Genomic DNA, 20,589 nt, shown 5'->3' with positions numbered 1-20,589 from the left:
TTGCCTACTTCTCGTTCATGGGGATGCGGACGCCGCGTTCGTTGGCGACTTCGACGGCGCGGTCGTAGCCGGCGTCGACGTGGCGGATGACGCCCATGCCGGGGTCGTTGGTCAGGAGCCGTTCGAGTTTCTCCGCGGCGAGGTCGGTGCCGTCGGCGACGGAAACCTGCCCGGCGTGCAGGGACCGGCCGATTCCGACACCGCCGCCGTGGTGGATCGAGACCCAGGTAGCGCCCGAGGAGGTGTTGATCAGGGCGTTCAGCAGCGGCCAGTCAGCAATCGCGTCGGACCCGTCGGCCATGGACTCGGTCTCCCGGTAGGGCGAGGCGACGGAACCGGAGTCCAGGTGGTCACGGCCGATCACGATCGGGGCCTTGACCTTGCCCTCGGCGACGAGCTGGTTGAACAGCAGGCCGGCCTTGGCGCGTTCGCCGTACCCGAGCCAGCAAATACGTGCCGGCAGGCCCTCGAACTCCACCCGGTCCGCGGCGGCGTCGAGCCACTTGTGCAGGTGCGTGTTTTCCGGGAACAGTTCCTTGATCGCCGCATCTGTCACGGCAATGTCTTCGGGGTCCCCGGACAGGGCCACCCAGCGGAACGGGCCAAGGCCCTCGCAGAACAGCGGACGGATATAGGCCGGGACAAAGCCGGGGAACTCGAACGCCCGCTCGTACCCGCCCTTGCGTGCCTCATCACGGATGGAGTTGCCGTAATCAAACACCTCAGCACCGGCGTCCTGGAACTCCACCATCGCCTGCACCTGGCGGGCCATCGACGCCTGGGCCTTCTTGGTGAACCCTTCCGGATCCGCCTCAGCCTCCGTGTGCCACTCGGCCACGGTGATGCCCTCCGGCAGGTAGCTTAGGGGATCATGCGCGCTGGTCTGGTCCGTGACCACATCAAACGTGACTTCCCCGGCCTTGTGGCGGCGGAGCAGTTCCGGGAACACCTCCGCGGCGTTGCCCACGTACCCGACGGACCAGCCACGGCGCTCGGCCTTGGCCTTGAGTACCTTGGCGATCGCGGTGTCCAGGTCGGTTTCGACCTCGTCAAGGTAGCGTTTGCCGGCGCGCCGGCGCAACCGGGTTTCATCCACGTCCACAATCAAGCACGCGCCGTCGTTCAACGTCACCGCCAGCGGCTGCGCACCGCCCATCCCACCACAACCACCGGTCAGGGTCAGCGTCCCGGCGAGCGGACCCTCGGTGGAGCCTTCCGCGGCCGGTGCCGGATGCCTGCCCTCCGCAGCGAGCTTGTTCCCGACCGCGGCGAACGTTTCGTAGGTGCCCTGCAGGATGCCCTGCGTGCCGATGTAGATCCAGGACCCCGCGGTCATCTGCCCGTACATCATCAGGCCCTCGGCCTCGAGACGGCGGAACTCAGGCCACGTCGCCCAGTCCCCCACCAGGTTCGAGTTCGCCAACAACACACGCGGAGCCCACTCGTGGGTGCGGAACACACCCACCGGCTTACCCGACTGCACCAGCAGCGTCTCGTCCTTCTCCATGGTCTCCAGGGTGCGGGTGATCGCATCAAACGCAGCCCAGGAACGCACGGCACGGCCGGTGCCGCCGTAAACCACCAGGTCATCCGGGCGCTCAGCAACCTCGGGATCCAGGTTGTTCATCAACATGCGCAACGGCGCCTCGGTCTGCCACGACTTGGCAGTAAGCTCAGTACCCCGCGCGGCCTTAACCGGACGGGCACCAGTAGTGAAATCAGCGGGTGCCATGATGACTCCTTCGTCTTTGGGAAGTGTGTAGTGGAAAGTTCTTCTGCTTCTACTAAAGCCCCTTTGCAAGGCCCCAGGAACGGCTTTTCAGCTGGTGCTGTCCGGGATTACAGACGCACGCCACCCTTCGTCGCTCCTCCGCTCGGGCGTCGTGGTGAAGCCAGGAAACTCCCTCGCATTCGTGCGGGAAGGAGCGCATGCTGGACCCATGGCAACGTTCCGAGTAACTACCCTTGTTGCGGCTCCGCCGGAGCGCGTTTTCGCGACCTGGACCGATCCGGACCGGTTCCCGGAATGGATCGGCGGAGTCACCCGCGTGACCGATCGCACTGGCTCGATAGACCAGGCCGGCAGCCGCTACACGGTGTGGTTCGGACGGATGGCAAGCCCCACAGAGATCCTCGCCGTCGAGCGGCCTTGGCACATCCGCACACGGTTCGGCAACGCGATCCTGAAGGGCGAATCAGACGTGAGGTTTGCTGCCGAGGGAGGCGGTACGCGCATCCATCAGGAGTTCATGACCCGAGGATTCGTTTCAGCGGTCTTCGGGCGGATTTTCTCCACGGGATCGTACCGGGGCAGCTTCCGAGGTGAGCTGGAGACCTTCCGGAGACTCGTCGAGCGCGAAACCACGGAGCCGGGCAGCCTGAAGCCCGGCGAACCCAAGCCGCGTGGCGACTAGGGCGAGATGACTATGCCAACGGCCTAGCCAGCCGGGCGTCCGTGAATGCGTACCGACAATTCGTCGGCAGCCTTGCGGATGCGCGCAGCCAGTACCGGCCATTGCTCAGCCGGCACTTTGTCCTCCAGGAACGTGACGGCGACTGCCGCCGTCGGCCATCCCACGTGGTCCGTCACAGCGGCGGCTATTGAGCCGAATCCAGGCGTAATCTCGCCATTTTCCGTGGCATAGCCGCGCTGCCGCACCTGGTCCAGATGGGAGGACAAGGCGGAGTACTTCATGATCGGGAACTCCACTTCGTGGCGCGATGTGAAGGCGGCGGCATTCGGGTACAGGGCGCGAACCTGTGACTTCGGCAGCGCGGCCAGGATCGCGCGGCCCGACGCAGTGAGGTGGCTGGGCAGGCGGACTCCGACGTCGGTCACCAGGCTTGGGCGGTTCTTGGCGCGTTCCTCCACAATGTAGAGGACGTCGCGGCCGTGAAGCACGGCCAGGTGCGCGCTTTCGCCGATTACGTCCACGAGCGAGGCAAGCATGGGCCGCCCGAGACGCGACAAGGGCTCCTGCCGCGAATAGGCCGAGCTGAGTTCGAAGGCGCTGATGCCGAGTCCATAGCGCTGCTCTTCGTGCAGGTGCAGGACGAAGCCGTTGGCCTCCATGACGCCGAGCAGGTGGTAGACGCTGGATCGGGGCAAGCCGAGCGCCGTCGCAATGTTCGACGCCGCCATCGGCCCTCTCCGCGAGGCCAGCAGTTTCAGGATGCGCAGCGTATTTTCGGCGGCAGGGACCTTGGACGTGGCCTTGCCTGGTGCCAGTGGCGTGGTTGTCATGGTTCCTCACTGCTCAAGACTGCTGAAGCGGACACCGTCCAGCCTCTCCCCCCGATGTGTCCGGTATCCCGTACTCAAGCGTGCCCTCTTACGCTGCCCGGCGCCAGCCCATTCGCTCCATGCCGTGTCTGAAATGCCAGACTTAACTGCTGTCCTTTGTTGTTAGGGCCCGGACAGGCGCTAGCGGCGGCTGTTCCAGATCAGCGGGGCCCGGCGGATCCAGGCGTTGTTCTCGACGGTGTCCAGGAGGAAGCGAGCCACCTCGGATCGGCTGACGGTGGGGCCGTGCTTGTCCTGCCCGGCTTCTGCGGCGTGGAGTGGGCCCGCAGGGGGCTTGTTGGTCAGGGCGGTGGCGCGGACGAGGGTCCAGTCGACGTCGGAGTCACGGACGAGCCGTTCGACGCCGTTGTGGTCGTCATACCCGTTCTTGATGCTGGACACGTTCACCAAGGTCTTGAAGATCGGGTTCACCACACGCCATGAGTCCCCCACCCCGAGCGCGGAGGTGATCACGATCCGGCGCAGACCGTGGTCTGCCATTACGGTGAGGGTGTCGCGGACTGCGTCAGTCATGAAGGACGGCGGGCTGACGGGCTTGGCCCAAGGGTTGTCCGAGGCGCGCGCGTTGTTGAGTGCGACAACGACGGCGTCGGTTCCCTCGGCCGCGGCGCGAATGTCGTCGATGTTTGCCGGCGTCCCGGGGACGAGCTCAACGCCCGGGAGCGCGGGTATGACATCGGGATTGCGCACGAGTGCGCGGACCCGGACGCCCCGTTGGGAGGCCTGTTCGAGGATGTGCTGGCCGAGGCGGCCGCTGCCGCCGAGCACGAGCAGTCTGGACATGGGTTCCTTTCGATGGTTACCGTGAGTGCGGTAACGGTTTCTTCGTTGGGTATAGGGGTTGGTCATCGTGGCTGAGCGGACGCTCGCGGGGCCTTGCACGGCGTGGCCTCAGGACAGTGCCTTCATTCGTGAGGTGCTCGACCGCATCGGCGATAAGTGGACGGTGCTGGTGATCAGTACGCTGGGTGCCGGGCCGCTGCGCTACTCCGACCTGCAGGCCAGCGTCCCTGGCATCTCACAGCGGATGCTTACCCTGACCTTGAAGGAGTTGGAGAGGGACGGCTTGCTGACGCGGACCGCCTTCCCTGAGGTCCCGCCACGGGTGGTCTACGAGCTCACCGATCTGGGCAGGTCACTTCACGAGGCGGTCTTGTCATTGGCCGGGTGGGCGGCTGGTCATCACGGCGAGATCGCCGCGCACCGCCGCGCCCATGAAGAAAGCGGAGTTGGCCGCGCCAAGACCAACCAGCTTCTCAGGAAGCACTGACCTGGTCGTCGACCGGGGTGCTCGCCGGGCTGGTGTCTTCAGGCAGGTGACACACACCGGTTTCGGGATCGCACCACCCTGCCGGTTCTGAGGCAGCGAACTGCAGGGGGACGGACGGTGTGGTCATTGCGCACCCATGGGCGTAGTCAGTGGGGCCACCTGCTCGAGGATCTGTTCGTAGACCTCCACGGATTGCGCCCCCGGCGCTGCGACCCGTCGGTCGAACACCACGAAGGGGACGCCGCTCAGGCCCAGTTCCTGGCCTTCGCGCCGATCTGAGTGTGCGGCCTCGGCGTAATCCTGGCCCGCCATTACCTCAAGCACGCGATCGACGGCCAGGCCTACCGTGCCGGCGGCCTGGGTGAGCGCATTGGGGTCGAACGGGTTCAACTCGCCGGCGAAGAAGCGATCCTGGACGTGGGAGAAGAACTCCAGGCCGCGTCCTTGCTCGTTGGCGTGCTGCAGGATCCGGTGGAAGTCGAACGTGTTCGCGTTCAACCGATCCAGCGAGAAAGCGAGCCCCTCACGCTGGGCGATCCCCTGGATCCTCCGTTCGGCTGACAGCACTGCCTCGGCGTTGCCTCCATGGGACCGGGTGAAGGCGCTCTCGATAGACTCCGGCTCACGCGGCGCGTCCGGGTTTAGCTCGAAGGAGCGCAGCTTGATCTGGAACCGGTCTGCGTCGGGTCGCCGGTCGATCGCCCGCTGCAGCCGGTGCTTGCCGACGTAGCACCATGGGCAGCCCAGATCGGTCCACAGTTCGATCACCACCGGCGCACCACGGCTTTGCGAGCCCTCCGCCCGAATGCTTGTATCGATCCGAAGCAACGACATGAACCTCTCCTTCCGGTATACGAACAATTTGTTCGTAACACCATGATGAATGCGTTGGAGAGGGCTTACAAAAGGCACTTTGCTGTTCGCAGCACCCCAGAGATCCTCCGCCCGCGCACCGCCCCACAACAGCACTGGGAGACGCACTTGGGGGCGGTGATGTCTTCGTTGAAGGGGTCCGGCGCCGAGCGCGAAAGGGTGTGGTGCGGGTGTTCAGACCGTGCCAACCTCCCGGCGGCGTACGGCAAGGAACGCGAACGTCACAAGCGCCGCTCCAATCCCGAGCATCCAAAAGCCGCCGCTCCAATCGGTTCCGGTATTGGTAACGACTGGCGTGTGCGTGAATGGCGAGAGGTCCCTAAGTGACTTGTCGAAGCCCAACATTCCCCCATAGATACCCAGCACGACGCCCAGGGCCAGCAACGCCCAGCCGATCGGAACAGTGGCGCGGGGAACGGTAACAAAAACGGCAGCAGGCGCAGCCAGGTAGAGCAGCGCAGCCGGGATTTGAGCCCCTGCGGTTTCCCATAAATTGCTCACTTCAACGGCTGATTCACCGGAGACCAATAAGGAATACCAAGCACCGAAGGCCGCGAAGACCATAACGAGCACCACCGAGACCGCACCGAGGCCCAGAAAGCTGCCAAACCAACGAATGCGGCCGAGCGGTTGCGAGAGCACAAGTTCTGCAGTGCCCGCCACTTCTTCCTGCCGCAATCGCAGAACGGCCTGGAGTCCGCAGGCCGCCGCCAGGATGCCACCGATTTCAAAGAGGACAGCGATGACCAACTGCGTCATGGATGTCCCTTGCGCCTCGATCATGGCCCTAAGGATCGCCGTGACCGAGGAATTCGCGATGCTGACCTGCTGGATGGCAGCGCCGAGGGCGCCGGTGAGCAGGCCTGCAATAAACCCGCCAATGCACCAGCTGACAATCGCGCCCTGCTGGAGTCGTAGCGCCAGGGCGAAGGGCCCGCGGAGCGAGGGGCGGGCATCCGTCCGGCCTCGTCGTCCGGCCAGCACGCTCGCGCCTACATCGCGCTTGGACATGATGACGGCAGTCAGTGAGACGCAGATGATGCCAAGGCCCAGCGGAAGCAGCAGGGGCCACAATCGGTTTCCCGTGTAGGCAAAAGTCTGCTGGCCCCAACCGATGGGCGAAACCCAGCTCGGCCATGCTGCCGTGACAGTGAGGCCGTCCTGACTGACCTCGCCGGTCGCGTCCCCGAAGCCACGTAGAAGATAGGCGGCGACCACTACCCCTGCCGCCGCTCCGTTTGCCCCACGCGAGGTACTCATGAACTCGGACGCGAGCAATCCGACCGTGAGAAACGCCAATCCAGTGGCTCCGACCGCAAGACCTGCAACCAGCGAACCGGCGGCGTCGAGCCCGCCGGCGATAAAGCCGAACGTGACTGCCGCGGCCACGAGTACGTTTCCAACGAGCCCATGAGTCACGGTCGCCGCCAAAGGCATCCAACGGCCCGCGGCCGTGGATGCGACGAGTTCAGCCCGGCCCGCTTCCTCTTCGGCGCGCGTATGCCGCACTGCCAGGAAGGTGTTCATCAGCCCGGCAAGGACACCCAGGAAGGCGAAGATCTGGAAAAACGTAAATGCATCCAGAGCGGGGCCCCTGACCAGTCCGCGGAGGATCAAAATGGCAGGCGTCGCCGTGGCAACATGCAGGATTTCAGTGCGGGAAGCATCGTCGCCGTACGCTGAAGCCACTGCTGTTGTGGCGAAAAAGGCTAGTGCACCGATGGAAGCAACCCAGCTCAGGAGTTGCCAACGGTCGCGGCGGAGTCGCTGCCAATACAAGTCAAAAAAGCGGCTCATCTCAAGCGCCCGTCCCCGCGGGCGGGCGGCTCCGCCCATGGTGAGTGCCGCCGTCGGGCTTCGCTTCTTCTGATTGCGGCGGAAGGGCATCCCCATAGTGCCGGAGGAACAACTCTTCCAGCGACGGTGGAGCGACCAGCAGGCCCTGTACGCCCAGACGGCCAAGAATCGGCAGGACCTCGTGGACACGGTCGGAATCGGCGTTGAACTTGATCCGGCCTGCGGCCACGGTGAGGTCGTGGACCTGGGAAAGGCCTTGGAGGGCTTGGACGTCCACCTGGTCCTGCGCGAAAGAGATCCCTGTACGGGTCAGGTGGCGCAGGGAGTCCAGTGTCCCGCCGTCAACGATCCGACCTGCCCGGATGATGCTGACACTATCGGCGAGCTGTTCCACCTCTGAGAGAATGTGGCTGGAAAGAAGGACAGTGGCCCCTTTCTCACTGACGAGCCTCCGGATCTCGCGAGTAAAGACGGCCTCCATGAGTGGATCCAGACCGCTTGTCGGCTCGTCCAGAAGGTAGACCTCACAGTCGGCAACCAGGGCTGCGATAAGCGCGACCTTCTGGCGGTTTCCCTTCGAGTAGGCACGGCCCTTCTTGGTGGGGTCAAAGTCGAAGAGCTGGCACAAACGCTCCTTGTTGCGTCGATACCCAGCGCGATCTGCCCCGCCGTCCCGAAGCCGCGAGAGGAAATCAATGGCTTCTCCGCCTGACAGGTTCGGCCAGATGCTGACATCGCCCGGGACGCTGGCAACACGCCGGTGGAGTTCAACGGCGTCGGTCCATGGGTGCAATCCAAGGACTCTTGCAGCGCCCGACGACGCCCGTGCCAGGCCAAGCAGGATGCGCAGCGTAGTGGACTTCCCTGCACCGTTCGGGCCGAGGAAGCCGTGGACTTGCCCCGCCGTGACTTCGAGGTCGAGGCCGTCCAGTGCCTTGACCCGGCCGAAATTCTTATGCAGATCGACGGTCTGGATGACAGGGTCCATGGAGCCGAGGTTACGCAGGATCAGCGGCCCTGTGAAGGAATGGAGCTGGTCCGGCCCGGAGCGAGGCTGTGACTCCTGTCGCACTGTCTGCGATCAAAGACACCAAACCCCCGTGAGGCCAATCACAAGGCGGCCAAAAGTGATCTGCTGGATAGCGATCCCCTCCCAAAGACGAGAAGGTTTTACCATGCAACAAACCACGCTGGCTTCGAAGGACACCGTCCTCCAAGCCGCCGGTACGGCACTCAGCCGTGGCCTCAACGTCCGTCACATCCGCTTTATGGCACTCGGATCCGCGATCGGCACGGGACTGTTTTACGGTTCTGCGTCCGCCATACAGAAAGCCGGCCCGGCAGTCCTCCTGGCCTACATCATCGGCGGCGCAGCCGTCTTCATGGTGATGCGCGCCCTTGGCGAAATGGCCGTCCGACACCCCGTGTCCGGCTCATTCGGCCAATACGCGAGCAAGTACCTTGGACCGTTCGCCGGTTTCGTTACGGGCTGGACGTACGTGTTCGAGATGGCCATCGTTGCGATAGCCGACGTCACAGCCTTCAGCATCTATATGGGGTTCTGGTTCCCGCAGGTGGACCGCTGGATCTGGGTCCTCGCGATCATCCTGTTCCTGGGCGCCATGAACCTGTTGAGCGTTAAGGTCTTCGGTGAACTGGAGTTTTGGTTCTCGCTGATCAAGGTGGTGGCCATCATCGCCATGATCGTCGGAGGCGCAGCAATCGTCGTGTTCGGCTTCCAGACGGGCGACGGCGGCGGCGTGGCACCGGGGTTGGGGAACCTGGTTAACCACGGCGGTTTGTTCCCGAACGGCTTCGAAGGGCTCCTGGCTGCGTTCGCCGTCGTGATGTTTGCTTTCGGTGGGATCGAAACAATCGGCATTACCGCTGGCGAAGCCGCCGATCCCAAAAAGGTCATCCCGCAGGCAGTGAACACTGTGCCAGTCCGCGTCCTGCTGTTCTACGTCCTGACCCTGGGCGTGTTGATGAGCATCTTCCCGTGGAACGAAATCGGCAGCGGCGGCAGCCCCTTCGTGCAGATCTTCGACGGCTTGGGCATCCCTGCTGCGCCGCACATCCTCAATGCCGTGGTCATCACTGCAGCCCTTTCCGCTATCAACAGCGACATCTTTGGTGCTGGCCGCATTCTGTTCGGACTTGCCCAGCAAGGTCATGCTCCGAAGAGCTTCGGCAAGATCTCCAGGCATGGCGTCCCTTGGATGACCGTGGTGATGATGGGCGGAATCCTGCTTGTGGGCGTTGTGCTGAACGCTGTGATCCCGGAGGACGTGTTCGTGCTGATCGCCTCGATAGCCACGTTTGCCACAGTGTGGGTGTGGGTGATGATCCTTGCTTCGCATGTTGCCATGAAGCGGGAGATCAAGCGCAAGGGCCTTCCGGCGTCGGAATTCGGTTCACCCCTGTGGCCGGCAGCATCCATTCTCACCATGGCGTTCATGGCCCTGGTGATCGTGATCCTCGGGGTCTTCGAGGACACGCGGGTAGCCCTGTATGTCGGCGGTACCTGGTTGATCCTTCTGTTCGTCGCCTACAAGCTATGGGTTCGCGGTGGTGGCCTGCGTCGTGCAGAGCTCGTGGACGAGACCGCGTCGATCCCCTTGGTGAAGGTTCCGTAGCTCCGCCGTCCAAGTGACAGTTAATGCCAATGTTCGCGCAGAACATTGGCATTAATTGTCACCTCGCGGACCAGCTATCGAGCCGACCACCCGCCGTCCATTGTGTAGCTCGCTCCGGTGACCATACCGGCGTCGTCCGAGGCCATCCAGGCTGCCAACGACGCGACTTCCTCAACCTCCACCAGCCGCTTTACCGCCGACTCCGTCAGCATTACTTTCGTCAGGACCTCTGCCTCGGGGATGCCGTGGAGCCGGGCTTGATCGGCGATCTGTCGCTCCACCAAGGGCGTGCGGACGTATCCGGGGTTGATGCAGTTGGACGTCACGCCGTGTTCGCCGCCTTCCAGGGCGGTGACTTTGCTGAGCCCTTCGAGGCCATGCTTCGCCGAGACGTACGCGCTTTTGTAGGCCGAAGCCCGGAGCCCGTGAACCGAAGAGATGTTGATGATCCGTCCGAACCCATTGGCGTACATGTGTGGGAGCGCGGCCCGGATGAGGAGGAACGGGGCCTCCAGCATCAGGGTCAGGATCCGCCTGAATTCAGCAGGTTCGAACTCCTCGATCGGCGCTACTTTCTGGATGCCGGCGTTGTTGACCAGGATGTCGCAGTCGAGGCTGAGGGCGGCCAAGGCATCGACGTCCAACAGGTCCACGGTCCACGCCGTGCCGCCCAGCTCGTCGGCGAGGGCCACGGCTCCGGAGGCATCGACGTCGGCCACTACAACTTTCGCACCGCGGGCGGCGAGCGCGCGGGCGCAGGCTGCCCCGATTCCGCTCGCACCGCCGGTGACCAGTGCTTTGCGCCCGTTCAAGGAGTTGTCCATGGAATCAGCCCTTCGCTGCGGTGCCGGCAGATGAAGTAGCGAGTCCATGCCGCAAAGCGTCGGCTTCGTCCACGTCCTGCAGCGCGATGCCCTTGGTTTCCTTCAGCGAAACGACGGCGACGACCGTGATGGCGCAGGCGATCACCAGGTAGATCGCCGTGGGGAGCCAGGAACCGGTGTCCTTGAGCCACTGCGTCGCCAGCAGCGGAGCGAGTGACCCTGCGAAGATCGACGTAACCTGTGAGCCGAGCGAGACGCCGGAATAGCGCATGCGGGTGGGGAAGAGCTCGGACATGATGGCCGGCTGGCCTGCGTACATGAATGCGTGCAGGCACAGGCCGATGGTCACGGCGAGCACGATCACCGCGGCGTTCTTCGTATCGAACATGGGGAAGGCAAAGAACGGCCATGTGGCGCCGGCGATTGCTCCCACCAGGTAGACGGGCTTGCGACCCCAGGCGTCAACAAGACGTCCAACCTGCGGGATGACGAGGAAGTGGATGACGTGCGCAATAAGCAATGCCAGCAGCAGCGATGACGTGTCGTACTTGTGGACGCTCTTGAGGTAGACGATCGCGAAGCTGACCACCAGGTAGTACATGATGTTCTCGGCGAAGCGGAGGCCCATGGCCTGCAGGATGCCCTTGGGGTATTTGCGGATGACTTCGCCAACGCCGTAGCTGACAGCCTTCGACTCCTCCACCTGTGCCTTGGCCTCGAGGAAGATGGGTGCCTCGGTGACGTGGGTGCGGATGTAGTAGCCGACGAAGACGATCACTGCGGACAGCCAGAATGCGACCCGCCAGCCCCAGCCGAGGAAGGCCTCGCTGCTCAGGGTGGTGGACATGATGAAAAGGACCAGCGTGGCCAGGAGGTTGCCCACCGGAACTGCTGCCTGCGGCCATGATGACCAGAAGCCGCGCGACTTGTTGGGACTGTGTTCAGCTACCAGAAGCACAGCGCCGCCCCACTCGCCTCCGAGCGCGAAGCCCTGGATGAAGCGGAGCGCCACCAGCATGGCCGGCGCCCAATAGCCGATGTTCGCGAAGCCGGGGAGGCAGCCCATGAGGAATGTCGAGACGCCCACGATCACAATGGTCAGCTGGAGCGTGGGCTTGCGGCCCAGTTTGTCACCGATCTGGCCGAAGACGATTCCGCCTAGCGGGCGGGCTACGAAGCCAACCGCGTAGGTCAAGAAGGCCTGGATGATGCCGTCCAATTCGTTGCCGGTGCTCGGGAAGAAGTACTTGCCGAAAACCAACGTCGCGGCGGTGGCGTAGAGAAAGAACTCGTACCACTCCACCACTGTGCCCACCATGGACGCAGCGACGATCTTCTTAAGGCCGGAGCCCTTGCCGGATTCGTTCCCGGTCCTTGATGTGGAGCGCTGCTCTACGCTCATATCCATCTCCTCAGTGTCCTCGTTGACCCTTTTGACAGTGCCCTGATGCATGCTGTGATCCACAACACGAAATGCTCCACTGAGTATTACTGCAGATTCATCCCGCCTCAATGACCAAAATGGCACTAAGTGTGTGCAGAATTGCAGATATGAAGCCCAACCCGGACGATCTCCTCATCCTCCTCGCCGTCTCACGCTCAGGAAAATTCACGACGGCGGCTCAAGCCTTGGGCTTGAACCACACCACCGTTTCGCGCAGGATCGCGGCGCTGGAAAAGGTGCTGGGAGGCCGCGTCCTCGCACGGGCTGCCGGTGGCTGGGAAGTCACAGAGTTGGGGGCTGAGGCGGTACTGGTCGCCGAACGCATTGAAACTGCGGTGGGCGCACTGGGACCCAGCGACGGCGCACCCGACCCCATTACCGGCGTCGTACGCATGACCGCGACCGATGGTTTCAGCGCCTACATCGCCGCCCCGGCAGTAGCTCGACTTCGGCGCGACCACCCAGGGCTCAGCGTCGAGATTGTCACCGTGACGCGGCGGGCGCTTCAGCAACGCTCCGGCCTGGACATCGAGGTGGTGGTGGGGACGCCACAGGTCCACCGGGCAGAGGCAATCCGCCTGGGCGAGTACCGGCTGGGAATGTACGCCTCGCGCGCGTACCTCGCGGACAACGGGACACCCGGCAGCATCGAGGAACTGACGCAGCATCAGTTGGTCTACTTCGTGGACTCCATGCTCCAGGTGGACGATCTGGACGCGCCAAGGAGGCTCGTCCCGTCCATGCGCGATGGGCTGAGCTCCACCAACGTGTTCGTGCATGTAGAGGCGACGAGAGCGGGTGCAGGCGTGGGATTCCTGCCTTGCTTCATGGCTGATCGCCACGCAGATTTGGTGCGGCTCCTGCCATCCGACTTCGCGGAGCTCCTCCCCTACTGGATGGTCCTCCGCCCCGACTCGATGCGCCGACCAGCGGTAGCCGCCGTCGTTCAGGCGCTGCGCGAAGAGACGGAAGAGCGGCGCGAGGAGCTATTGGGCTGAAGCCGCCGGCGGATCGTGCCGGACCGGGGTTCCGGCGGCGAAGGCCCGCACTTGGGCGTCGTTCCAGATGTGTGCAGGGACGGCCCCGCCCAGGAGCTTGCGGGCCAGCGTCGGGTCGTCGCCGAATGGCACGTGGCTGCCGGCCATGATCATGTTCCCGTAGCGGCGGCCCTTGAGCATGGCGGGGTCGGCGATGATCATGGTGTGCTCAAAAGTATCGGCGATGGTGGCCGCATCAGCGCGTGCATTCTTCAGGTCCGGGGCGTCACCCGAGTTGACCACGTACAAGCCATCGGGGGCTAGGACGGCGTCGGCGTGGGCGTTGAACTCGCGGGTGGTGAGGGCGCGCGGTGTGAAGGCTCCGGCGAAGACGTCCCTGATGATGAGGTCCCGCGTATCAGGGGTCAGTGATTCCGTTACTTCCCGGGCCTCGCCGACGCGGATCCGCAGCAGGGGCGCCTTGGGGAGTTCGAACCAGCCCCGGACGTAGTCGGCGAGCTTTCCATCGAGCTCCACCACCACTTGCCGCGCATCCGGGTACGCCGCGTTGAAGTACCGTGCCATGGAGCAGGCTCCCCCGCCCAGGTGCAGGGCCCGAAGCTTGGGCTTGGCCTCCCGCGGCCATCTCGATTCCACCAGCGCAGCAATCCAGCGCATGTATTCGAAGTCGAGGAACAGTGGATCCGCGAGGTCAATGTGCGAGCTCAGGACGCCGTTGATCTTCAGGAGCCAGCCGTTGTTGTTGTCCGGATCGGGAAGTAGCTCGCAGTCGCCGGTGTCGATGTAATAGACGCCTGCTACCGGACCGTCAGGCCGGGTGCCTTGAGGCACCTCGATGACTCCCGCCGTCGACCTTCCCGCCCGGCCGGACTTGCTTGCTTTGCTGGATTTACCGGGTTTGGCCACTAAAACCGCCCTGCCTGAGTCATGGCTCCAGCCTAGTGGAGGAGCGCATCATCGCGTTCCATCCGAGCATTTCATAAGGATGCTTACCATTTGGTGTCATTGGGCCATAAGATCTCTTCATGGAAGCTTTGGGATCGGTTTGGGTGGAGGTGTTTACAGTCGCGTTCGCCTGGTTGACCGTGGTCTGCCTGCTGATTGCCAGGGTGCCCAAACCGCCCAGCATCCTGGAGGAACCCCCCGAGGCCGAACGAACCGGCAACACGGCACCGTCACCGGGAGCCCGCCAAGGACGGCTACGGCATCTCCTGCCCAAGCCACACGCAGCCAGGCGTCCCAGGCCACGCCACCGTCAGCGGGCAACGCCCAACGCCTGACAACTGGGCCTTCAGAGAAATTAAAGCCCGACGCCGGGCCGCACCATCCGGTGTTCCGGAAGTGAGTACCACGAGGGGTCGCAAAGCTGCCGCTTGCCGTCGGGCACGAAGCCGTTGCGGCGGTAAAAGGCCTGGGCGCGCGGATTATCATCGAGGACCCACAGGTAGGCCGGACCATCACCCAGGAGCGCGTCCAACAGCGCCTGGCCCACGCCGCGGCCATGAATCCGTTGGAGGGTGTAGAGCATAAACAGCTCCAAGTCGCAGGGGCTGTCCTCGTCCCTTCCCGGTCCTGAAGCCGCGATTCCTACCAATTCACCATCGGGATCATGGGCCAGCATCCGCGGATGGCCTGCCGAGATCGACGCCCTGTACCGCTCGATCCTGTCCGGCAGGGCAGCTTCCTGCTTCGCGAAGAATTCCGGCGGCAGCAAATGCCCATAACTCTCCCGCCACGACTGGACATGCATGACGGTCATAGCTTCAGCGTCGTCAACCGTTGCCGGGCGCAGCGTGAAATCCATCGGCTACCGCACCCTGGCTATAGCGAAACCATCCCAGCCCTTGCTGCCCACAGTCTGGATTGCGGTGGCATCAAGACGCGGGTCCTGGCCCAGCATTTCCAGGGCCTTGACGATGCCCGGCGCGTTTACCTCGTCCCGTGAAGGCTCCAGGATGGAACCGTCCCAGATGACGTTGTCGATCACGATCACCGTTCCCGGGTGGCCAAGACGGATGGCCCAGTCAAGGTAGTTGGCGTCGTTTTCCTTATCCGCGTCGATGAACACAAAATCGAACGATTCCTCGCCCACCAACGTGGGAAGCGTGTCCAAAGCGGCGCCCACCCTGATGTCCACCTTGTGCCCCACTCCCGCAGCGTCCACATTCGCCCGCGCGACGTCAGCATGCTTTTGGAGGTACTCGCACGTCACCAGCCTGCCGTCGTCGGGAAGTCCCTGGGCCATCCAGATACTGCTGAATCCAGCCAACGTACCAATTTCCAGGACATGCTTGGCTCCGGACAACTGCACGAGCATCTTGAGCATCTTGCCGGCGTTCGGCGCCACTTCGATCTGCGGCATGCCCGCCTCGGCTGCAGATGTCAGGGCGCGCTTGTGGGCCGGATCAGGACGCACGACGACGTCAGTCAGGTAATGCTCGACGTCAATCCAACCGGGTTCAGCCACGTGTTCAATCATGGCCCCCAGTCTTGCACTCGTCACTGACGGGGGAAAGAGCTAGTCCGTGGTGGAGATGGCCTCTTCCAGACGCTCCACCTTGCCGGTCAGCTCACCGCTGTATCCGGGCCGGATGTCCGCTTTCATCACCAATGAGACGCGGCTGCCGAATCGGCCCACTGCCTCCGTAGCCCGCTTAACGACGTCAAAGACTTCATCCCATTCGCCTTCGATGGTCGTGAACATCGAGTCCGTCTGGTTCGGCAATCCGGACTCCCGGACGATCTTGACCGCGGCGGCCACGGCGTCGTGCACGGAGGCATCGGGGGTGGGTCCGCCGTTGGCGGCGGATGCGGGCTGGCCTGAAGGGGCGACTGAGAATGCAAGCAACATGAAATCCAGTGTTTCACGTACTGGTTTGTCACATAACGCCCTACTCCCGCGTAACAAGGGGTCAACCGCGGTCCGTTGCTACCCTGACAAGCATGGAACAGCCCTCTGAACGCAAGCCCCTCAGGGCCGACGCTGCACGAAATGTGGACAAAATCATCACGGCAGCGCGGCAGTGCTTCCGGGAACATGGCCCCGAAGTTCCCCTGCAGACCATCGCCGCCACGGCAGGAGTTGGTCCGGCTACGCTGTTCCGCAACTTCTCCGATAAAGAACAATTGGTACTTGCGGCACTCTCCCGCCAACTCCGCCAGCACGTGGATCCTGTTGCGGACGCATCCCTCGAAGGCATGGATGCCGCCGAGGGTCTCATCAATATCATCGACGCCGTCATGCGGGTGGCGAGCGAAGACGCCAACCTGCTTGACGCCGTCGCAGGCCGACGCGGACTCCTCATGGGCATTACCGGCGGCCTCATCGGCTCCATGGCCACGCTCCTCGAACGCGGTCAGGGCCAGGGTTCGCTGCGTCGCGATATCACCATCGAGGACATGGTCCGTCTCGTTGCCATGCTGATCGGCGCCGTGGACACCATGGAACCTGGATCCGAAGCCTGGAAACGTCCAGTGGCGCTCATTGAAGACGCCATCCGGACCGAACGTCCGTCCCGCCCACTCCCCGAACAATCACCCATCCCAGGCGTGACCCTGACGGAGGACGTCTAACTTCTAGCCCCAGCCGAGCAGCCTCAGCAGTGCCGCTGCGGCAGCACCGGAAATAACCACCACCAGGAATGGCGCGCGAAGCCAAAGAGCGACGGCGGCCGCCGCCAGTGCGCCGATGCGGGCGTCCAACACCAGACCTTGTCCGGACGCGAGGGCATTCACCACGGTGAGGGACGCCAACAACCCAATGGTCATAGTGCCTGCGATGTGCATGATCCTGGGGCTCTGCAGCAGCTTGGCCGGGACAAAGTAGCCCACCAGTTTGGTGAGGTAGGCAAGCGCGCAGGCGATGAGTATCCAGAGCCAGAGGTTCACTGGTCTCCCCCGTTCCCGCTGCGGCTGTGTCCATGCCCGTGCTCTCGCTTTTCTGCGTATGGATCTACGTCCGGCTCAAGGCCCTCGTCCATCCTTGCGTGGCTGAACCAACCGATCACACCGGCCACCAGCGCAGCCACCAGAATGGGAACTCCCGAAGGAACAAACGGCACGGCGAGGATGGTCGCAAGAGCGCAGGCAGCGGCTATGGCCCAGGGTTCGCGTCCCTTCAGCCTCGGCCACAGCAACGCCAGGAACGCAGCAACCGCGGCGCCGTCCAGGCCCCACTGCTTGGGATCACCCATCGCATCACCGGCCAAGGCGCCGATGGCAGTGAAGATATTCCAAAGAATGAATATTCCGATGCCGGCAGTCCAAAACCCGCGGCGTTGCTCGTCGGGGTCCGACTGTCCGGACGCCGTCGCAGTTGACTCATCGATGGTGACATGGGCTGAGATGTAGCGACGCCATCCACGTGGACGCAGCATTGCATTGATCTGCATGCCATATATGCCGTTACGCAGTCCGAGCAAAGCGCTGGCCGTCATGGCTGCCACGCCGGATCCGCCACCGGCCACTACTCCGATGAACGCGAACTGTGAGCCCCCACTGAACAACAGAAGACTCAGCACCATTGTTTGGAAGAAATCGAAGCCTGACGCCACAGAAAGGGCGCCAAAGGACACGCCATAAAGGCCCGTGGCAATGCTCAGCGACAGGGCAATCTTGAAAGCTGGGGAGTCCCTGAGTTTCAAGGGAACTGCTGGACCTCCACTCACTTCCGCAGGCTCCAGGACCACAGGATGAGCGGAACCTGAAGCGGCAATCTCAGCGTGTGGACGCGTCGTTGGCTGGGCCTGCCGTCGGGGCCGTATGCACGGCGGAGAGCATCAATATGCCCTGCAAGGAATACGGTAAACATGGCTGTCGTGGCGTCCGCAGCCACTTTTCGGGTGGCGGGGATGAGGAGCCCGACGGCGGCAGTCGCCTCGAGCAGGCCGCTGGAGGCGACCCATTCCTCACGGGACATAAGAGCCAGGGGACCATTTGGCTGGCTCCCCGGCTCGTCGCTGCGGCACAAGTATTCAGGCACGACCGGGTAGTAGAACCCAGGTGTGCGGAAATGCTTCATGGCACTGGCCAGGAGAAGTGCGCTCAGACCGATTGCGGAAGTGGTTTGGGTGGCACGGGCTGACCAGCGGAATGACATGAGACCACTCAATCACAAGCGCGGTGGGGCCCAAAGTTCGGTGTTATCTGCTTGGGACCTGAAGCTGGGCCAAGACCTGCGCGGGTTTGTTCGTGGTGATCTCATGGATGCCCAACCCCTGGCAAAGAGCTACGTCGTTCTCCGAGTCCACGGTCCAGACCCTGAACACCCTGCCGGATTCCAACCACCGTTGGACGTTGCTGGCGTGTTCCCGCACGTAGTCGATGCCCGGTCCGGCGATTCCTACCTCACCGAGATCCAAAACGCGTTCGGCGTCCAGCTGCGTTGCCTTCATGACGTTGGCCACCGCACCTGCCGTGATCGGCCCCAGGCCCAGTTCTTGCCGAAGCTCCTGCACCGAGAAATTGTCCACCAATTGGCAAACGTGCTGGGGTGGGACCTTGGTCAACAGGTGCTGGATCGAGTCGGAATCAAAGCTCATGAAAGAAACGTGGATGTTCTCCAGGCGGGACTCCCCGGGCGTCCATCCCTCACTGAGCAGCAGCTCGATAACCCGGTCCTCAAGGTTGAGCTGGTAGGGGCTGGGGTGCTTGAGCTCAATCGCCAAACCAATCTCGCGCCCGGCGCCACGCAGAATGTCCAGGAGTTCCGGCAAGGTAAGGAATTGGTCAGCGATTCCGCCGTACGCGTCGGGTATCCGAGCGCCCTTCCAGGAGGAGAAGTCCAAGGCCCGGAGTTCCTCGAGCGTCTTCTCCGAGACCGGTCCGGTGCCGGTGGAAGTGCGGTCCAGGTTGGCATCATGGAGAAGGACGACGTGCTGGTCCCGGGTCAAGTGAACGTCGCACTCAACGCCGTCAGCTCCGTCCGCAATCGCCTTAAGGTATGCCGCACGTGTGTGTTCCGCGAATGCAACACTGGCACCGCGGTGTGCATAGACCTTGGGCCGGCGAGGGGCGGAGTCGTCGCTAGTCATGCAGCCACCGTAGCCCACGCGGCTGCACGCACGGGGCTACGCTGGGCTAATGCAGGTGAACTCTGAACAAATCCCAGCCGAAGACGTCACCAACCACGCCCAGCCAGCCCAAGCGACAGCTTCCGGAGCCGCTCAACCGGGGCCCGCCGTCGTCGGCCGTTCTGCCGGAGACGAGGAAAAGGCAGCCGCCCTACGCCGCATGAAACGGCTGGCCCTGGCGCTGTTGATAGGCATGGCCATTGTGTTCATGGTGGCGTTCGCTTTCCAGAAGCAGTACCCGTGGCTTGAGTACGTGAGGGCTGCGGCCGAGGGTGGCATGGTGGGCGCTTTGGCTGACTGGTTCGCGGTCACGGCGCTGTTCAAGTACCCCATGGGCTTGAAGATCCCGCATACAGCCATCATTCCGCGCCGCAAGGACCAGATCGGCGAATCACTGAGTGAGTTCGTGGAGAGCAATTTCCTGTCCCAGGAGGTTGTGCAGGACAAGTTGGCGAGCATTGACGTTGCCCGTAAGGCGGGCCGTTGGCTGTCCGGGCCCGGAGGTGCCGAACGTGTGGCCAAGGAAGGCGGCGCGATGATCCGGGGCGCGTTCACCGTGCTGAATGACGACGACGTGCAGGCGGTCATCGAAGGCATGGTCCGCAAGCACCTGCTCACCCCGCCTTGGGGACCGCCCGTGGGGCGGATGGCCGAACGCATCTTCGCCGATGGTCATCACCACAAGCTGGTGGACCTGCTGGTTGACCGTGCCGCCGATTGGATGGATGCCAACCATGCAACGGTCAACCGGCTGGTTTCGGACCGTTCACCGGTGTGGGTGCCGACGTTCGTGGACGGGCTGGTGAGCGACAAGGTCTACGTAGAGCTCCTGAAGTTCGTACGCGCGGTGCAAAATGACCAGAACCATCAAGTGCGCAAATCGATCGACGCTTACCTGACGGACCTGGCGCAGGACCTGCAGCATGATCCGGCCATGATCGAGCGCGCCGAGACCATCAAGGCCCAGATCCTTGGTGATCCTGAAGTCAGGGAACTGGCCTCGCGCACCTGGGGAACAGTGAAGAATGCGCTGCTCACCGCCGTCGACGATCCGGACAGCGAACTCAGCCAGCGGTTCAAGAGCGCCGTCCGGGACTTCGGTTCGCGGCTGGTCAACGACGACGAACTCGCCGGGAAAATCAACGCGTGGATCGGCGACGCCGCGGGCTACCTCGTGAACACGTACAGATCGGACATCGCCGGCGTCATCTCGGACACGGTTGCCCGATGGGATGCCGAGGAAACATCGCAGAAGATCGAGCTGCAGGTTGGCAAGGACCTCCAGTACATCCGCATCAACGGAACCGTTGTGGGTGCCCTGGCCGGCCTCGCGATCTTCACCGTGGCGCACCTGCTGTTTGGCTAGGAAAGG

General features: G+C 63.3%; 23 protein-coding genes. 7 read left to right on the top strand and 16 right to left on the bottom strand.

The window, feature by feature from the left end; translation table 11 throughout:
* Positions 1-4 precede the first annotated feature (4 nt).
* Complete coding sequence (locus LDN90_RS01720) at positions 5-1,732, bottom strand: urocanate hydratase (RefSeq protein WP_223947680.1); 1,728 nt, start codon at positions 1,730-1,732, stop codon at positions 5-7.
* A gap of 208 nt (positions 1,733-1,940) precedes the next feature.
* Between LDN90_RS01720 and LDN90_RS01715 the strand changes: the two genes are divergently transcribed.
* Complete coding sequence (locus tag LDN90_RS01715; RefSeq protein ID WP_223947679.1) at positions 1,941-2,414, top strand: SRPBCC domain-containing protein; 474 nt, start codon at positions 1,941-1,943, stop codon at positions 2,412-2,414.
* A gap of 23 nt (positions 2,415-2,437) precedes the next feature.
* Here LDN90_RS01715 and LDN90_RS01710 read toward each other — a convergent pair whose 3' ends face one another.
* The gene (locus LDN90_RS01710) at positions 2,438-3,244 is read right to left on the bottom strand and encodes an IclR family transcriptional regulator (protein ID WP_216922359.1); all 807 of its coding nucleotides are present in this window, start codon (positions 3,242-3,244) and stop codon (positions 2,438-2,440) included.
* A gap of 180 nt (positions 3,245-3,424) precedes the next feature.
* Positions 3,425-4,087: an NAD(P)H-binding protein gene (locus LDN90_RS01705; protein ID WP_223947678.1), complete on the bottom strand. Its 663-nt coding sequence runs from the start codon at positions 4,085-4,087 to the stop codon at positions 3,425-3,427.
* A 64-nt stretch (positions 4,088-4,151) separates the two neighbouring features.
* On the opposite strand from LDN90_RS01705, the gene LDN90_RS01700 reads away from it, so the two are divergent.
* Positions 4,152-4,574: a helix-turn-helix domain-containing protein gene (locus LDN90_RS01700; protein WP_216922840.1), complete on the top strand. Its 423-nt coding sequence runs from the start codon at positions 4,152-4,154 to the stop codon at positions 4,572-4,574.
* Positions 4,575-4,697: 123 nt separating this feature from the next.
* On the opposite strand, the gene LDN90_RS01695 is transcribed toward LDN90_RS01700, so the two are convergent.
* The 3 genes from LDN90_RS01695 to LDN90_RS01685 form a co-directional block, all read right to left on the bottom strand.
* The gene (locus LDN90_RS01695; protein WP_223947677.1) at positions 4,698-5,408 is read right to left on the bottom strand and encodes a DsbA family oxidoreductase; all 711 of its coding nucleotides are present in this window, start codon (positions 5,406-5,408) and stop codon (positions 4,698-4,700) included.
* 213 nt (positions 5,409-5,621) lie between these two features.
* The gene (locus LDN90_RS01690) at positions 5,622-7,244 is read right to left on the bottom strand and encodes a hypothetical protein (protein WP_223947676.1); all 1,623 of its coding nucleotides are present in this window, start codon (positions 7,242-7,244) and stop codon (positions 5,622-5,624) included.
* 1 nt (position 7,245) lies between these two features.
* The gene (locus tag LDN90_RS01685) at positions 7,246-8,232 is read right to left on the bottom strand and encodes an ABC transporter ATP-binding protein (protein ID WP_223947675.1); all 987 of its coding nucleotides are present in this window, start codon (positions 8,230-8,232) and stop codon (positions 7,246-7,248) included.
* Positions 8,233-8,419: 187 nt separating this feature from the next.
* On the opposite strand from LDN90_RS01685, the gene LDN90_RS01680 reads away from it, so the two are divergent.
* A complete protein-coding gene (locus LDN90_RS01680; RefSeq protein WP_223947674.1) occupies positions 8,420-9,880 on the top strand; it encodes an amino acid permease in 1,461 nt (486 codons plus the stop codon).
* 74 nt (positions 9,881-9,954) lie between these two features.
* On the opposite strand, the gene LDN90_RS01675 is transcribed toward LDN90_RS01680, so the two are convergent.
* Positions 9,955-10,704, bottom strand: coding sequence for a 3-hydroxybutyrate dehydrogenase (locus tag LDN90_RS01675; RefSeq protein ID WP_223947673.1), 750 nt, complete (start codon positions 10,702-10,704; stop codon positions 9,955-9,957).
* Positions 10,705-10,708: 4 nt separating this feature from the next.
* Positions 10,709-12,106 (bottom strand): MFS transporter, encoded by a 1,398-nt coding sequence (locus LDN90_RS01670; RefSeq protein ID WP_223947672.1) that lies wholly within the window; start codon positions 12,104-12,106, stop codon positions 10,709-10,711.
* 149 nt (positions 12,107-12,255) lie between these two features.
* On the opposite strand from LDN90_RS01670, the gene LDN90_RS01665 reads away from it, so the two are divergent.
* Complete coding sequence (locus LDN90_RS01665) at positions 12,256-13,146, top strand: LysR family transcriptional regulator (protein WP_223947671.1); 891 nt, start codon at positions 12,256-12,258, stop codon at positions 13,144-13,146.
* Here LDN90_RS01665 and LDN90_RS01660 read toward each other — a convergent pair.
* Positions 13,135-13,977, bottom strand: a complete 843-nt coding sequence (locus tag LDN90_RS01660; protein WP_223949215.1) for a fused MFS/spermidine synthase — start codon at positions 13,975-13,977, stop codon at positions 13,135-13,137. The genes LDN90_RS01665 and LDN90_RS01660 overlap by 12 nt on opposite strands.
* A gap of 194 nt (positions 13,978-14,171) precedes the next feature.
* Here LDN90_RS01660 and LDN90_RS01655 point away from each other — a divergent pair, with 194 nt between their 5' ends.
* Entirely contained in the window at positions 14,172-14,426 is a 255-nt protein-coding gene (locus LDN90_RS01655; RefSeq protein ID WP_223947670.1) for a hypothetical protein, read from the top strand.
* 20 nt (positions 14,427-14,446) lie between these two features.
* On the opposite strand, the gene LDN90_RS01650 is transcribed toward LDN90_RS01655, so the two are convergent.
* Genes LDN90_RS01650 through LDN90_RS01640 form a run of 3 tightly spaced genes read right to left on the bottom strand, consistent with a single transcriptional unit; the run spans position 14,447 to position 15,997 of the window.
* Positions 14,447-14,950, bottom strand: a complete 504-nt coding sequence (locus LDN90_RS01650; RefSeq protein WP_223947669.1) for a GNAT family N-acetyltransferase — start codon at positions 14,948-14,950, stop codon at positions 14,447-14,449.
* A gap of 3 nt (positions 14,951-14,953) precedes the next feature.
* A complete protein-coding gene (locus tag LDN90_RS01645; protein WP_223947668.1) occupies positions 14,954-15,625 on the bottom strand; it encodes an O-methyltransferase in 672 nt (223 codons plus the stop codon).
* 39 nt (positions 15,626-15,664) lie between these two features.
* Positions 15,665-15,997 carry a thiamine-binding protein gene (locus LDN90_RS01640; RefSeq protein WP_223947667.1) on the bottom strand — a complete coding sequence of 111 codons (333 nt, stop codon included), beginning with the start codon at positions 15,995-15,997 and terminating at the stop codon, positions 15,665-15,667.
* A 92-nt stretch (positions 15,998-16,089) separates the two neighbouring features.
* On the opposite strand from LDN90_RS01640, the gene LDN90_RS01635 reads away from it, so the two are divergent.
* Positions 16,090-16,719 carry a TetR/AcrR family transcriptional regulator gene (locus LDN90_RS01635; protein WP_216922383.1) on the top strand — a complete coding sequence of 210 codons (630 nt, stop codon included), beginning with the start codon at positions 16,090-16,092 and terminating at the stop codon, positions 16,717-16,719.
* A gap of 3 nt (positions 16,720-16,722) precedes the next feature.
* On the opposite strand, the gene LDN90_RS01630 is transcribed toward LDN90_RS01635, so the two are convergent.
* From LDN90_RS01630 to LDN90_RS01615, 4 genes are read right to left on the bottom strand one after another with little or no spacing between them, the layout of a single operon-like run.
* Positions 16,723-17,034, bottom strand: a complete 312-nt coding sequence (locus tag LDN90_RS01630) for an AzlD domain-containing protein (protein ID WP_223947666.1) — start codon at positions 17,032-17,034, stop codon at positions 16,723-16,725.
* The gene (locus tag LDN90_RS01625) at positions 17,031-17,813 is read right to left on the bottom strand and encodes an AzlC family ABC transporter permease (RefSeq protein ID WP_223947665.1); all 783 of its coding nucleotides are present in this window, start codon (positions 17,811-17,813) and stop codon (positions 17,031-17,033) included. Before LDN90_RS01625 ends, LDN90_RS01630 begins: the two co-directional genes overlap by 4 nt.
* Positions 17,810-18,244, bottom strand: a complete 435-nt coding sequence (locus tag LDN90_RS01620) for a hypothetical protein (protein ID WP_223947664.1) — start codon at positions 18,242-18,244, stop codon at positions 17,810-17,812. Before LDN90_RS01620 ends, LDN90_RS01625 begins: the two co-directional genes overlap by 4 nt.
* 43 nt (positions 18,245-18,287) lie before the next feature.
* Positions 18,288-19,178, bottom strand: coding sequence for a glycerophosphodiester phosphodiesterase family protein (locus LDN90_RS01615; RefSeq protein WP_223947663.1), 891 nt, complete (start codon positions 19,176-19,178; stop codon positions 18,288-18,290).
* 49 nt (positions 19,179-19,227) lie between these two features.
* On the opposite strand from LDN90_RS01615, the gene LDN90_RS01610 reads away from it, so the two are divergent.
* A complete protein-coding gene (locus LDN90_RS01610) occupies positions 19,228-20,583 on the top strand; it encodes a DUF445 family protein (RefSeq protein ID WP_223947662.1) in 1,356 nt (451 codons plus the stop codon).
* Positions 20,584-20,589: the final 6 nt, after the last annotated feature.

It is taken from the genome of Arthrobacter sp. NtRootA1, from assembly GCF_019976975.1.
Classification (GTDB): domain Bacteria; phylum Actinomycetota; class Actinomycetes; order Actinomycetales; family Micrococcaceae; genus Arthrobacter; species Arthrobacter aromaticivorans.
The sequence above is the reverse complement of the archived record's forward strand: the minus strand, read 5'-3'. Positions and strand labels throughout refer to the sequence as shown.